The 14600-nt window shown below is 46.1% G+C and carries 12 protein-coding genes; 4 read left to right on the forward strand and 8 right to left on the reverse strand.

Annotated elements, in window-relative coordinates:
• Positions 1-182: 182 nt before the first annotated feature.
• Positions 183-4079, reverse strand: a complete 3897-nt coding sequence (gene purL, locus AACQ17_RS16300) for a phosphoribosylformylglycinamidine synthase (RefSeq protein WP_094147445.1) — start codon at positions 4077-4079, stop codon at positions 183-185.
• Positions 4080-4391: 312 nt separating this feature from the next.
• Between purL and mltF the strand changes: the two genes are divergently transcribed.
• Positions 4392-5930 carry a membrane-bound lytic murein transglycosylase MltF gene (mltF, locus tag AACQ17_RS16305; protein ID WP_013857418.1) on the forward strand — a complete coding sequence of 513 codons (1539 nt, stop codon included), beginning with the start codon at positions 4392-4394 and terminating at the stop codon, positions 5928-5930.
• A 209-nt stretch (positions 5931-6139) separates the two neighbouring features.
• Positions 6140-6274, forward strand: coding sequence for a hypothetical protein (locus AACQ17_RS16310; RefSeq protein ID WP_254917022.1), 135 nt, complete (start codon positions 6140-6142; stop codon positions 6272-6274).
• Positions 6275-6311: 37 nt separating this feature from the next.
• On the opposite strand, the gene tadA is transcribed toward AACQ17_RS16310, so the two are convergent.
• Both tadA and AACQ17_RS16320 read right to left on the reverse strand, forming a co-directional pair.
• Entirely contained in the window at positions 6312-6827 is a 516-nt protein-coding gene (gene tadA / locus AACQ17_RS16315; RefSeq protein WP_170935168.1) for a tRNA adenosine(34) deaminase TadA, read from the reverse strand.
• Between the two features lie 20 nt (positions 6828-6847).
• A complete protein-coding gene (locus AACQ17_RS16320) occupies positions 6848-7735 on the reverse strand; it encodes a LysR family transcriptional regulator (protein ID WP_017045589.1) in 888 nt (295 codons plus the stop codon).
• A gap of 126 nt (positions 7736-7861) precedes the next feature.
• Here AACQ17_RS16320 and AACQ17_RS16325 point away from each other — a divergent pair, with 126 nt between their 5' ends.
• On the forward strand, positions 7862-8995 hold the full coding sequence (locus tag AACQ17_RS16325; protein WP_094147444.1) for an S-(hydroxymethyl)glutathione dehydrogenase/class III alcohol dehydrogenase: 1134 nt from the start codon (positions 7862-7864) through the stop codon (positions 8993-8995).
• A 51-nt stretch (positions 8996-9046) separates the two neighbouring features.
• A complete protein-coding gene (gene fghA, locus AACQ17_RS16330; protein ID WP_094147443.1) occupies positions 9047-9889 on the forward strand; it encodes an S-formylglutathione hydrolase in 843 nt (280 codons plus the stop codon).
• Between the two features lie 63 nt (positions 9890-9952).
• Here the strand turns inward: fghA and AACQ17_RS16335 are convergent, their stop codons facing one another.
• From AACQ17_RS16335 to AACQ17_RS16355, 5 genes are all read right to left on the reverse strand, one after another.
• Entirely contained in the window at positions 9953-11512 is a 1560-nt protein-coding gene (locus tag AACQ17_RS16335) for an AbgT family transporter (RefSeq protein WP_047688929.1), read from the reverse strand.
• Between the two features lie 256 nt (positions 11513-11768).
• On the reverse strand, positions 11769-12182 hold the full coding sequence (locus tag AACQ17_RS16340; RefSeq protein ID WP_064624660.1) for a type IV pilus modification PilV family protein: 414 nt from the start codon (positions 12180-12182) through the stop codon (positions 11769-11771).
• Complete coding sequence (locus tag AACQ17_RS16345) at positions 12172-13479, reverse strand: hypothetical protein (RefSeq protein WP_013857426.1); 1308 nt, start codon at positions 13477-13479, stop codon at positions 12172-12174. The genes AACQ17_RS16340 and AACQ17_RS16345 overlap by 11 nt, the downstream gene beginning before the upstream one ends.
• A complete protein-coding gene (locus AACQ17_RS16350; protein ID WP_094147442.1) occupies positions 13470-14132 on the reverse strand; it encodes a PilW family protein in 663 nt (220 codons plus the stop codon). Before AACQ17_RS16350 ends, AACQ17_RS16345 begins: the two co-directional genes overlap by 10 nt.
• Positions 14110-14600: GspH/FimT family pseudopilin (locus AACQ17_RS16355; RefSeq protein ID WP_094167711.1), on the reverse strand; the 491-nt coding region annotated here is incomplete at its 5' end. The genes AACQ17_RS16350 and AACQ17_RS16355, both read right to left, overlap by 23 nt.

Raw genomic sequence — 14600 nt, forward strand, 5'->3', positions numbered from 1 at the left:
ATATTATATGGCGGCGGATGTTGAACACCATCCCTTGGTAAGCGCGGCATTAGAGCACAAATCACAATTTTTTTCTGCATTTTTTACAAAAAATTCATCCTCAAAGTAAACAAAAAAGCCGCTGAGTTGCAGCGGCTGGAATAACAAGACTAAGTCGTTTCTCTCACTGGCGACAAGGTGAGTTACCCTAAGTTCTTACGTGCATTTTGGAACATACGCATCCATGGGCTGTTTTCACCCCAAGAATCAGGATGCCAAGAGTTCGCTACCGTGCGGAACACGCGCTCTGGGTGCGGCATCATGATCGTCACACGGCCATCTTGAGTCGTTAAGCCTGTAATGGCATTTGGTGAACCATTTGGGTTGTTCGGATATTGCTGCGTGGCATGGCCGTTGTTATCCACAAAACGCAGCGCAACGGTGCCTGATTGTTCAATCGCCGTTAAATGTGCCGTATCACGAACTTCAACGCGCCCTTCGCCGTGCGAAACCGCAATCGGCATGCGCGAGCCAGCCATCTCATTAAAAAACAGTGAATCAGATTGCTGCACTTCCACTAAGCTAAAGCGCGCTTCAAAACGCTCTGATTCATTGCGCACAAAACGCGGCCATAAATCAGCGCCGGGGATTAACTCTTTCAAATTCGACAGCATTTGACAGCCGTTACACACTCCTAGCGAGAAAGTATCTTCACGTTGGAAGAAACGTTGGAACTGTTCACGAGCTTGTACATTAAACAGCACTGATTTCGCCCAACCTTCGCCCGCGCCCAATACGTCACCATAAGAGAACCCACCACATGCGACGAGGCCTTGGTACTCTTCAAGCACTGTTTGACCCGTTAAGATGTCGCTCATGTGTATATCGGTTGTTTCAAAGCCTGCGCGATCAAACGCTGCCGCCATTTCAACGTGTGAGTTAACCCCTTGCTCGCGCAAAATAGCCATTTTTGGCTTCACGCCTTTAGCAATATACGGTGCTGCAACATCTTGTTGCACGTCAAAGCTCAAACTGACGTTAAGGCCTTTATCACTGTTATCTTGTTTTGCTGCAAACTCTTGGTCCGCGCACTGCGGGTTATCGCGCAGCGCTTGCATCTTATGCGTGGTTTCAGCCCAAATGGTGCGAAGTTCGGTGCGGTTACGCACAACAATAGGTTGTTCACCAGCGGTAATGGCTAGCTCATCAGAAGCGTCAACACGACCGATAACGTGTGAACACGCTTGTAAACCATGCGCCGTTAGCGTCGAGATCACCGTATCTAAATCGTGGTGACGAACTTGAATGACTGCGCCCAGCTCTTCATTAAATAACGCGGCCAATGCATCATCACCTAGCGCGGCGATATCGGCTTTCACGCCACAATGACCAGCAAAGGCCATTTCAGCTAGAGTAACGAATAAACCACCGTCACCTTTATCGTGATAGGCAATAATCTGCTGATTCGCGACCAAGGTTTGGATCGCTTCATAGAAGGCTTTAAGCTGCGCCGCATTATCTACGTCTGCGGGTTTATCACCCAACTGTTTGTAGACTTGTGCTAACGCCGTTGCGCCCAAGCGATTCTTACCATTACCTAAATCAATCAAAACCAGTGAGGTTTCGCCCTTATCGGTTCTTAACTGAGGGGTGATGGTGTTACGTACATCTTCAACACGAGCAAATGCCGTGATCACCAATGATAGCGGAGAGGTCACTTCTTTTTGTTCGCCATTCTCATCCCATTTGGTCTTCATCGACATCGAATCTTTACCCACAGGGATAGTCAGGCCGAGCGCAGGACAAAGCTCTTCACCGACCGCTTTGACTGCCTCATACAAACCAGCATCTTCACCTGGGTGACCCGCTGGTGACATCCAGTTCGCCGACAACTTAATGTGTTTGATATCACCGATATGGGTAGCGGCAATATTGGTGATCGCTTCGCCCACGGCTAAACGTGCCGATGCCCCAAAATCCAGCAAAGCAACTGGCGTGCGCTCACCCATCGACATCGCTTCGCCATGGTAAGTATCATAACTTGCCGCAGTGACCGCGCAGTTTGCTACTGGCACTTGCCACGGACCAACCATTTGGTCACGAGCGACCAAGCCAGTGACGGTTCGGTCACCAATGGTGATGAGGAAGGTTTTTTCTGCAACCGCAGGGAGACGCAGTATACGCTCAATCGCTTCGTTCAATTCGATATCACGGCGATCAAGTGCTGGATTATTAACTTTCAGCGTCTTCACATCACGATACATTTTAGGTGTTTTGCCAAGCAATACGTCCATCGGCATATCAATTGGCGTATTGCCGAAATGTGAATCTTCCAATTTCAGTTCACGCTCTTCAGTGGCAATACCCACAACAGCATAAGGCGCGCGCTCACGTTGGCAAATGGCGTCAAAGCGCGCCATGTTTTCTGGCGCTACAGCCAGCACATAACGCTCTTGTGATTCATTACACCAAATTTCAAGCGGGCTCATTCCCGGCTCATCGTTAGGTACATCACGCAGTTGGAAAATACCGCCACGTTCGCCGTCATCAACAAGCTCAGGCAATGCGTTTGAGATACCACCAGCGCCCACATCATGGATAAAAGCGATCGGATTCGCCTCACCGAGTTGCCAGCAGCGATCAATCACCTCTTGGCAGCGGCGTTCCATCTCTGGGTTTTCACGCTGTACCGACGCAAAATCAAGATCTTCCGCAGATTGACCAGATGCCATAGAAGAAGCGGCACCCCCACCAAGGCCAATGTTCATTGCCGGACCACCAAGCACAATTAAGCTCGCGCCAACAGGGATCTCTTTTTTCTGCACATGCTCGTCGCGGATATTCCCCATTCCACCAGCAATCATGATTGGTTTGTGATAACCACGCACTTCTTCACCAGCGTGAGAGTTAACTTTCTCTTCGTAAGTACGGAAGTAACCTAACAAGTTGGGACGACCAAATTCGTTGTTAAAAGCCGCGCCACCGAGCGGGCCTTCCAGCATAATATCGAGTGCCGTGACAATGCGCCCCGGTTTACCAAAATCCGTTTCCCAAGGCTGCACAAAATTAGGAATACGCAAGTTTGAAGTAGTAAAACCGACTAACCCGGCTTTAGGTTTTCCACCAATACCCGTTGCACCTTCGTCACGAATTTCACCACCGGAACCCGTTGAAGCGCCCGGCCAAGGAGCAATTGCCGTAGGGTGGTTGTGTGTTTCCACCTTCATTAAAATATGCGCTTTTTCATGGTGATAACCATATTGGCGTGTCTCTGGATCAGGGAAAAAACGCCCAACTTCTGAACCCACCATGACGGCAGCATTATCTTTATAGGCGGACAGCACGTGATCAGGAGTCACTTCATAAGTGTTTTTGATCATCTTAAACAGCGATTTATCTTGCTTAACGCCATCAATAGTCCAATCGGCATTGAAGATTTTATGGCGACAATGCTCAGAGTTTGCTTGAGCAAACATCATTAATTCGATATCGGTTGGATTACGCTCAAGCTTAGTGACGAAGCTTTCGAACAAATAATCAATTTCATCGTCAGCCAATGCAAGCCCAAGGGTAACGTTTGCTTTTTCAAGCGCTGAGCGGCCGCCATTCAGCAAGTCGACGTACGCTACGGGAGCAGGTTCAGCGACTTTAAACAGTGAGGTTGCTGATTCGAAATCGGTAAACACGACTTCCATCATTCGGTCGTACAGCAGTGAATAAAGCGTAACAAGTTGCGGTTGAGAAAGTTCGCGATCTAATTCGATGTAGTAAGCCGTACCTCGCTCTAAGCGCTTCACCTCATTCAAACCACAGTTATGCGCAATATCCGTCGCCTTGGAAGACCAAGGCGAGATGGTTCCAGGGCGAGGAGTGACCAGCAAAAGAAGACCTTGTGGCTCATGTTCTTGAATCGTTGGGCCATAAGTGAGTAGTTTCTCTAATTTTTCAAGGGATTGAGCGTCTAAATCCGCAGAGAGATCAGCAAAATGCATGAACTCCGCGTAAATACCCGATACAGGCAGTTGCTGTTCACGACAAAGTTCAACGAGTTTGTTAACACGAAACTCAGAAAGCGCTGGGGAGCCACGCAAAATTCTCATGTGCTTAGGTCTCTTATACAGTGGGTTGAGGTGTAATTGGAATGAATTCAAAATCATTAAAATACAATAAGTTAACAAAAGAAAACTGAATACATACCAATTTCACCTCGTGATTTCGAACGCATTATAAAGGAATTCTTTTTGTGACGTAACACCAAAAGCAACCGTTTGCGTCATTTTTTTTGTCAAATTTGAAATACAGCCACATTAGCGTGGTCGCCGACACTTTTTCATCCGTTTTTGATCTGAAACTTTGCCAATATGGCCGCCTTTGATATAAAGGCAGTAATTGATGTAAGAGATCGCTCATAAATGCCAAAGTATTATCTGATTCAGCTTCATCGCTCATTGTCCATTTTCCTACTCACTCTTTTTGTCGTCGGTTGCCAAATCGATTCAGATCCTAAAAGCGAGCTTGACCATATTCGTGAACGTGGCGTATTGCGAGTGGGTACGTTGAACAATCAACTCTCCTACTACATTGGCCCAGATGGCCCTGCAGGGCTGGACTACGAACTAGCACGCGAATTTGCCAATCAGCTTGGGGTTAAACTAGAGATGAAACCCGCTTATCGGTTGTCTAGTCTCTTTCCTGCACTGAAAAATGGGGAAATCGACGTTGTTGCAGCGGGGTTAAGTCAATCGAATCAACGCTTGAATGAGTACAGAACAGGGCCCGCTTATTACTATGTCAGCCAACAAGTCGTCTATAAGAAAGGCAACTGGCGTCCAAGAAATTTAAAACAATTACTGGAAAAACAACCGGAACTGATTGCTGGTCATGAAGGTGACAGCGTTTTTTCTATCGTGAATGAATCCCACTTTGAAAATACGCTCAGCGACATTAAACAGATCTACCCAGAGTTTCAGTATAATGTGAATAATAACGCCGACGTTAACGACCTTTTAAAACAGGTTTCGAATGGCGAACTGCTATTTACCATGGCTGATTCGGTCGAAGTCTCGCTGTCGCAGCGAATCTACCCTGACTTAGCCGTCGCCTTTGAATTAACTGAAGATCAGCCTATCGCTTGGTATATGCGTCGCTCTGAAGATGAAAGTTTATACGCCTTGATGATTGAGTTTTTTGGCAACCTTAAACAATCTGGTCAATTAGCGGCCTTGGAAGAGAAATATATTGGTCACGTGGGCACGTTTGATTATGTCGATACGCGCGCCTTTATTAGAGCACTCGATGTCCGCTTACCAAAATGGGCCCCTCTTTTCCAACAATATTCTGACGAGTTTGATTGGCGATTGATTGCCGCCTTAGCTTATCAAGAGTCTCACTGGAATCCATTAGCTAAATCCCCCACCGGGGTCCGCGGTATGATGATGTTGACTCTCCCTACGGCAAGAAGTGTTGGTGTCGCCAATCGACTCGATCCGGAACAATCGATTCGTGGTGGTGTCGAATACCTGCGTCGGATGGTACAGCGTATACCAGACTCCATCCCAGAACATGAGAAAATTTGGTTTGCTCTCGCTTCCTATAACGTCGGCTATGGGCATATGATGGATGCAAGACGCTTAACCAAGCAACAAGGTGCGAACCCTGATTCATGGACTGAAGTCAAAGAACGCCTCCCTCAACTGAGACAAAAGAAATACTTCAGCCAGACTCGATATGGCTACGCGCGAGGTGACGAAGCCAAGGCCTACGTTGAAAATATTCGTCGCTATTATCAAAGTATTATTGGCCATGTTGATCAACAAAAGCAGATAGACAATAGTTCAGGTACTGATGATTTGGTTGTGATCAGTATTGAGGAGGAGGAGGCCGCGTTAGAAGCGATGGAATCGGCCGATGAGGCGCAGGATAATCAGTATCTCGACCCCGTAGCTCAATAAGCATAACAATAGCTAAATCTTCCACGTTGAACAAAAATTGCACACTTGATTTCCAAGTGTGCAGCCCATACATCAAAACGTGAAAAAGATCGTTTCCTAAGTTTCATATTATGGTAACAATCCTGCACTATAAAGGCAGATTAAGATTGTCATAAGGCACCCTAAACCATTAGGGATCATTGTCAAAACTCAGCAGTAGGAGGTTGTTTATGCTTAAACGTAAAAAGCTATCAAAACACCTTAATAAAACGGTGGCAGCGAACCGTCGTAAGCGTATGTTATCCAATAATAAAAAGAAAATTATCTGGCGTAACCGTGCGTTTATGCAATTAATCTCTGCTTAACCTTCAGCGGCAAACATCTACTCAAAGTGGATGTTTGCTAAAACCCATCACTCTGTTGCTTATTCCGCTGTTTTTCCGCCTGTATCTCTGCGCGTCTTCGTCTAAAAAAAGATTGCAGTTGCTCCCGGCACTCCTCTTCTAACAATCCTTTATCGACCGTCGCGTAATGATAGGAGGCTTGGCTTTCAAATAAATTCAGCACCGTACCGGCCGCCCCAGCTTTGAGATCTGGAGCGCCAAAGACAATCCTTTTGACTCGGCTATGCAGCAGTGCGCCTGCGCACATTGGACAAGGCTCCAAAGTGACGTATAAGGTAGTATCAAGCAAACGATAATTTTGTAACCGTTGACCTGCTTGACGCAAAGCCTGAATTTCAGCGTGCGCTGTCGCATCATGTTGACCAATAGAGGCATTCCAACCTTCAGCAATGATTTCGCCATCTTTAACAAGCACAGCGCCCACAGGCACTTCACCTGCTTGTTCTGCAAGATTGGCAAGCGCGATGGCTCGGCGCATAAACTTTTGATCTTGAACGGTAAACTGTGTATTCATATATCCTATTTTCTCTTTCACTAGCCTTTGCCGTTAGCGGACGATAGCCGTTCTGCCAGAAAATCCACCAGCAGCCTAACTTTTGAGGACAAATGGCGATTTTGTGGGTATAAGGCCCATACACCTTCACGATCATCTCGGTACTGATGTAGCACTTCTTGCAACTCACCCGAGAGCAAATACGGCTCTACATAATAGTCGGGCAATTGTACGATTCCAATCCCTTGCAACGCGGCATTCAATAACGCCACACCGCTGTTGCATTTAATTTTTCCTTTAACACCGATTTCACGAGAGCGTTGCTGATCCTTAAATCGCCAATAGTTCATAGTGCCTTGTAAACATTGGTGATGAACCAACTCTGACAATGAATAGGGAGTGCCATATTTCACCAAATAGTCAGGGCTAGCGCAGACAAACAGTTGTCGGTTGGATAACTTTTTGCCAATAAAACTCGAATCATCTAACTGCCCTAATCGTACGGCGACATCAATTCCTTCCGCAATCAGATCCAATTTTTGGTTAGTGAGTATCAGTTCCAACTCCAATTGAGGATGTAACTGCAAAAACTCATGCAGCAAAGGCGCGACTTTCTGCTCACCATAAGTCACCGGAGCGGTCACTTTCAGTAAACCTGACGGCGTTTGCTGCATCTGCGTGACAGCAAGATCAGCCTGCGCTAAGCCTTCAACCAATTGCCGACACTGATGATAATAGAGTTGACCCGCTTCGGTCAGGGAGACTCGCCGCGTGGTACGTTGCAACAACTTTACCGCCAAGCGCTCTTCTAATAGCGCAATACGTCGGCTGACATTCGCCACTGATGTCGATAGTTTGTGCGCTGCTGCGGTAAAACTTCCAGTTTCAGCCACCGCAACAAATTCATGAATGCCTTCCCAACTCGCCATCTTAATTATTACTGATAAGTAAAAGTGATTCTTATTTTAGACCGATTATCAAATTTCAAGAAGGGAATATACTGTCACTCTCCCCAACTCACTTGAAACTTCAAGTAATGTGCAAAGGAAAATCTTATGTCATCACATCAATTCATTAAATCTCGCGCGGCGATTGCGTGGGGGCCAAATCAACCACTAAAAGTCGAGGAGGTTGACGTTATGTTGCCCCAAAAAGGCGAAGTGTTGGTGCGTATTATTGCGAGCGGCGTTTGTCATACCGATGCCTTTACGCTATCTGGTGAAGACCCTGAAGGGATTTTTCCGGTTATCCTCGGCCACGAAGGCGGCGGTATCGTTGAGAGGATTGGTAAAGGGGTAACCAGCGTCGAGGTAGGAGATCATGTCATTCCCTTGTACACCGCAGAGTGTGGTGAATGCAAATTCTGTAAATCAGGTAAAACTAACCTGTGCCAAGCAGTACGTGAAACGCAAGGAAAAGGATTAATGCCTGATGGCACTACACGTTTCTATAAAGACGGCCAACCCATTTTCCATTATATGGGTTGCTCCACCTTTTCTGAGTATACCGTGTTGCCAGAAATTTCCTTGGCTAAGGTCAATAAAGCGGCGCCATTAGAAGAGGTCTGCTTGCTCGGTTGTGGTGTCACAACGGGCATGGGCGCGGTGCTCAATACGGCCAAAGTTAAACAAGGTGATACTGTGGCCATCTTTGGCCTAGGCGGCATCGGGCTTTCCGCCATTATTGGCGCAAGAATGGCCGGTGCCAGCCGTATTATTGGCATTGATATCAATGAGAGTAAGTTTGAGCTTGCTACTCAGCTTGGTGCAACGGACTGCCTGAACCCGAAAACTCTGACTAAGCCAATCCAAGAAGTGATTATTGAGATGACTAATGGCGGTGTTGATTTTTCTTTTGAGTGCATCGGTAACGTCAATGTGATGCGCCAAGCATTGGAATGCTGTCATAAAGGCTGGGGAGAATCAGTCATTATTGGTGTGGCTGGCGCGGGCCAAGAAATATCAACTCGCCCTTTCCAATTAGTGACGGGCCGGGTATGGCGAGGTAGTGCATTTGGCGGCGTAAAAGGCCGCTCGGAACTGCCACACATTGTCGAGCGCTATCTGGCAGGCGAATTTGGTTTGCAAGAGTTTATTACCCATACCATGGGTTTAGAGGATATCAACCAAGCCTTTGATTTAATGCATAAAGGCGAAAGTATTCGTTCTGTGATTCATTTTGACCAATAAGCCTTAATAGTCAGCCCTTTTCTCTTAAAGGGCTGGGTGGGGAAACTTGCTATGCACATTGAAAACATTAGCCAAACCAAAGTATTTGAAGGCTGGCATAAACAGTACACGCATTCATCACAAGTACTAGGGTGCAGTATGCGTTTTGCTATTTATCTTCCACCTCAAGCGGCCTATCAATCGGTTCCGGTGTTGTATTGGTTATCCGGCTTAACATGCAGCGATGAAAACTTCATGCAAAAAGCTGGCGCATTTCAAAGCGCGGCTAAGCTCGGTATCGCGATTGTTGCCGCCGATACCAGCCCAAGAGGTGAAGGTGTTCCTGACGACCCGCAAGGAGCGTATGATTTTGGCCTTGGCGCAGGATTTTACCTCAACGCAACTCAAGCGCCTTGGGATAAGTACTACCAAATGTACAGCTACATTGTGCAAGAACTTCCAGCCTTAATAGAGCAACATTTTCCCGTAAACCAACAGCGAGCGATTGCAGGACACAGTATGGGTGGCCATGGTGCATTAACCATCGGATTGAAAAACCCTCAACGCTATCGCTCGATTTCAGCCTTTAGCCCGATAAGCAACCCAATACACTGCCCTTGGGGGCAAAAAGCATTTCGCCACTACCTTGGTAGTAACCTGCAAGATTGGAAACAATACGATGCGGTTGAATTGCTCACCACTCACTCATCATCCTTACCCATTTTGGTTGACCAAGGAGAGGAAGACCCGTTTTTACACGAACAGCTTAAACCTGAACGCTTACTCGCCGCTGCACAAGCGAGTAATAGCCCACTCTCGTTAAGAATGCATAAAGGTTATGATCACAGTTATTTTTTCATTCAAAGTTTCATTGATGATCACTTAGCATTTCACGCACAGCATCTGCACAAATAAGATTGAAAAAGCCCGCGATACACTCGCGGGCTTTAAATTCAGACTCGATAAATAATGTTAACGCTACAAGCTGTATGTGTAAGGCGCTTGCACCCCTAGCGGAATACCAAAAGCCCAGTAAGCAAGCAGGAACAGCGTCCAACCAATCAGCATCGCAATGGAGAAAGGCATCATCATTGAAGCCAAGGTGCCAATGCCCGTCGATTTTACATAACGTTGGCAATACACCACGACTAATGGGAAGAAGACCATCAGTGGAGAGATAATGTTAGAAACCGAATCGCCCACGCGGTAAGCCGCTTGCGATAGCTCGGGAGAAATCCCTACCGCCATCAGCATAGGTACCAGAATTGGACCAATCAATGCCCATTTTGCCGAGGCCGAACCCACCAGCAAATTAACGCTAGCCGTGAGTAAAATCATCCCCACAATCGTTGCTTGGCCGGGTAAGTCCATCGTTTTTAAGCCTTCAGCGCCATACAATGCCAACATAGTACCAATATTAGACTGACCAAACGCTGATAAGAACTGAGCACAGAAGAACGACATCACTATGTATGCGCCCATCGTAGCCATGGTGCCAGACATCGCTTTTATCACGTCATTACTGTTTTTAAAGGTGCCAGCCACTCGGCCATACACAATTCCCGGAATAATAAACAAGATAAAAATCAAAGGAACGATCGACTTCATCACTGGCGCAGAAAAGGCCGTTAGCTCACCATCAGGCGAACGCAGTGCTGAGTTTTCTGGGATCAAAGCCGCTACTAGTAATGCAATACCTACCACCATTGCCCAGCCAGCAAAACGAAATGCCCTCGATTCCGTTGCGCTGAATGTTCCTAGATCAGGCGCTATTTCCGCATCTTCATCGACAGGCATATTCGCTAGACGAGGTTCAATAATTTTCTCAGTAACATACCAACCAATCGCGACGATGATCACCGAAGATAAACCCGTGAAGAAAATGTTCGCCAGCGGATTCACTATGTATTGAGGATCCAAAATTTGTGCGGCGGTTTGTGTAAAACCAGCGAGCAAAGGATCAATACCAGAAGGAATAAAGTTCGCTGAAAAGCCACCAGAAACACCAGCAAATGCGGCTGCAATACCGGCCAGTGGATGACGCCCTGCCGCATGGAAAATAATCCCACCCAGAGGAATAACCAATACATAACCAGCATCAGCAGCCGTATGCGACACTATCGCTACCAAAATCAGCATCGGTGTTAGTAGTTTCGCTGGCGTGAAATTTAGCATTTTCTTAAGGCCTGTAGTGATAAACCCAGAAGAATCAGCCACTCCCACACCGAGCATGGCAACCAACACGATACCTAGCGGCGCAAAACTGGTGAATGTGGTCACCATATTGGCTAGAAAACTCGCGAGCGCTTTACCTGTCAGTAGGTTATTCACCTGCAATGCTTCACCCGTTCGAGGGTTGGTCAAATCAAATGTCACATTAGATAACAGTGCCGATGAAACCCAAACAATAATCAATGCCCAGAAGAACAAAATCGCAGGGTCAGGAATTTTATTTCCTGCACGTTCAATAAAATTTAAAAAGCGATCCATACCGCTCGGCTTCGGAAATGGTGCTTGTTTTACGACTTGGTTACTCATTCGTAACTCCATATGTGATGTTGCTGCTGTAGGCCTATATCAATTTATTTAGCCGACCTATTAATCGTCGGTTATTCTATAAAAAAGCCTCAACCAAAGCACAAGCTTCTACAGTTTTTTACAAAAACGGGGACATATTTTGCAAAAATAGCATTCCACCACAACAATCCAAACACATTCTTATGCTCTTTTTTCCTACAAATCAGTAACCAATTTGCAAAATCAAATATTTCATTTTTGTATAAGCATCGAGACGCTAATCAAACTCACTGAACTGCGAAATCATGGTTTTCAGCTCAACCGACTGCTTATTTCCCTGACGATCATGCCAATAGGACTCGATATAAATGGTTTTCAATGAGCCCGATAAAGAGACCGTTGGTACTGACCAACTGAGTGTATAAAAGGGATGTGAGTGATCTTGTCCGTTAACAATATCACTATAAAAATTCGCTGGCGTGAGAGTAGAAATCGCGGCAGAAGCGCCACGGCTACGAAACCATTCCAACTTTTGTTCGGCCAAATGTAGTGCTTCGATACTATGAACGGCAAAATCCGCCTTTTGCTCAACCAACACTTGTAATTTGACCAAACCCAGTGCCCCAACACCAATTAGAACAAACGATATCATTACTTCTATTAGGCTAAATCCTTGCTGTTTAGAGATCATTCCATGAACCTTTTTGCCATCTAGGTGGAACCGAAAAGGAAAAGCTGTTTTCAATATCACTGTTATATTGCAAACGTAGCGAGTTATAAAATAGTGCTATCTGACCTTGGGTATCAAAGGCCATTCCTCCGGTAAATTGAAAAGATCCCGACTGTAAGTAGGTAGCGTGCTTTGGCGTCAAGGTGGTAGCGCTGCCGTACAATGTTTTTATCGGTGCATCAAAATTAGCATTGAGATCCGCGATGAGTTCAGTATCAAATCCATTCCAATTTGCCGTATCAGCGGCAAATCCACTGTTAAAATGAAAGAGCACCCCTTGAATGCTGCCACTCCCTCGAATCCCTAACACGCCATTATGCACCAGCAAAAAAAGGTAAGTCCCAGGATGAGCATTTTGTATGGTTGACATTGTATCAATCGATGCTTGGTTCAGTTGACAACTGCCATCAATCCATACTTGATTGGGCTGACCAAGAACCAAAGCACCTTTAAATTTCGAAACACAATCAACATCACCACTAGTCATTGTGTAACTCAAGAACTTAAATTCAGTATCGTCGCGTGCTTTTTCCCATTCTCCCCGTTCGTAACCAAAGAGATCTTTAAATGGGTTTAGCGTTTCATCTCGGTAAATATCATTTTTGACATCGACTGCTTCATAAAGACCGCTACTATTTTTCCAAATACCGCTTTGTGAACTACTGTTCGTTTTATGCGTCGGCGCGCAATCGGCACTATTGTCAAAAACAGCGCTTGGTTTTTGAATAGCACTCCCAACACCATTATTTGTCACTCCCGCCGTAGCAATAACATATTTAGCAACGGCGATAGCCGCGCATTCATATTTCCCATCACTATTTTTGGGCCCGGGATCTGGTGGAGAAATAAGTGTAGAGCCAAACACTATTAAGTCTGAAGTAGAACGAATGGCTCCTGGACTTCTCCCACGTTGAAACAGAATGTTCTTTTTCAACGTCGTCATTTGATACTGGGACATAAGTGTACTGGCGTTAGTAGGGTCTGCAGAGAGGTACGTTAACTCTAAATCGACACACAAGGTATTGAGGTTATTGGGAATTGAACTATTTTTATTGTTCACAATATGGCTATAACCACACTCAAGCCCCCCTTCTGCTCGCCAATGCTGTTGCCTCGCTTGCACCTCATTTTGTGCTCGTTTGATCTGAAAAAAGAGCGAACGGTAGGAGCCTAATGCCACCACTAAAGCGAGCACCAACAAAAGCGTGGTGATCAATAACGTTACAGCACCTTGCTGAGCTTGCTTCATTACTGCCAATTCCTTTGTTTTATTGCCACTCCAAATGATGTTGATACATGGCTATCCCCCACCAACTCTGCTGCCATAGAGATCGTCATGTAGGCTGAGCTCACACCATTCGCCGCTAATGATGCTCGCTGGGCTTGAAAATGAGTCACATTAATCTGGTTAGTATCAAAAATAGCAGAGCAACCAGCCGTCGCTTGGGAAACGGTTTTGGCCCCTGAAATCACAGACGTCGGCCTGTCACAGACACCCAACGCGCCAGAAGTCATGACAAACCCAACATTTCTGATCTGTTTCGTTGCCCCCGTATCATCAAGGTAGGCATACGCGAGCGTTGATTGGTCGGCCGAAACAAAAACGATATCATCGCTATCCAATAACGTGAGTGAGTTACCATGACCGCCATCATAACCTGCACGTTGAATATCTTGTTTGAGGTATTGCAGCGCGCCCGTCACTTGTTGCAGTAGCTCCTTGCCTCTTTCGGTCGCTACCTTCTGCCCAGTGATGAATACAGAGCCGATAATGGCTATCGCAATCAAGCCAAGCATGGATGCCACCATGAACTCAATTAACGTTGCCCCCATCTGCTTGGTTTCAGCGATATGAGCTTTATCGGTATGCTTTTTTGCTCTCGGTATGTTAGCTGCACTGCTTAAAACCAAAATAGTCTCCTCCATTACCACATATGCGCATTCGTCCTGAAGGTCTATAGGTCGTGAATTTGAGTGCACCTTGGTGTGTTGAAAAATCAAGGCTCCCATTTACAGCTCGGCCATTAATGGCTTCAAAATGGATCTGATTTGACGGGTAATTCACCCCCAATTCAATATTGCGATAAGGTTGCCCCGATAGCGATGAAATCACTTGCCCCCCGGGATAGGTTCCTGAATTAGTCAGCACGATTTGCCATTCACCTTGGCTATTAACCGAACCCGACATGACAATATGCGCCCATAGCGGCTGCTTTCTCATTACTGCTTCCGAACGGGCGCTCATCATCAAGCCATTAATCTCACCCGCTAAACGTTGCATCTTTTGCGTATCACTGACTTGTTTGAAATTGGGAGCCGCTATCGTGAGTAAAATAGACAAAACGGAAACCGTGATAAGCAGCTCAAGTAAAGTAAACC

The sequence above is a fragment of the Vibrio sp. V10_P2A27P122 genome (assembly GCF_963874335.1).
In the GTDB taxonomy this organism is placed as follows: Bacteria; Pseudomonadota; Gammaproteobacteria; order Enterobacterales; family Vibrionaceae; genus Vibrio; species Vibrio anguillarum.

Excerpts from the sequence above, each read along its gene's own strand:
- purL (WP_094147445.1), bottom strand. The coding sequence starts at position 4,079 with ATGAGAATTTTGCGTGGCTCCCCAGCGCTTTCTGAGTTTCGTGTTAAC.
- mltF (WP_013857418.1), top strand. The coding sequence starts at position 4,392 with ATGCCAAAGTATTATCTGATTCAGCTTCATCGCTCATTGTCCATTTTC.
- AACQ17_RS16310 (WP_254917022.1), top strand. The coding sequence starts at position 6,140 with ATGCTTAAACGTAAAAAGCTATCAAAACACCTTAATAAAACGGTGGCA.
- tadA (WP_170935168.1), bottom strand. The coding sequence starts at position 6,827 with ATGAATACACAGTTTACCGTTCAAGATCAAAAGTTTATGCGCCGAGCC.
- AACQ17_RS16320 (WP_017045589.1), bottom strand. The coding sequence starts at position 7,735 with ATGGCGAGTTGGGAAGGCATTCATGAATTTGTTGCGGTGGCTGAAACT.
- AACQ17_RS16325 (WP_094147444.1), top strand. The coding sequence starts at position 7,862 with ATGTCATCACATCAATTCATTAAATCTCGCGCGGCGATTGCGTGGGGG.
- fghA (WP_094147443.1), top strand. The coding sequence starts at position 9,047 with ATGCACATTGAAAACATTAGCCAAACCAAAGTATTTGAAGGCTGGCAT.
- AACQ17_RS16335 (WP_047688929.1), bottom strand. The coding sequence starts at position 11,512 with ATGAGTAACCAAGTCGTAAAACAAGCACCATTTCCGAAGCCGAGCGGT.
- AACQ17_RS16340 (WP_064624660.1), bottom strand. The coding sequence starts at position 12,182 with ATGATCTCTAAACAGCAAGGATTTAGCCTAATAGAAGTAATGATATCG.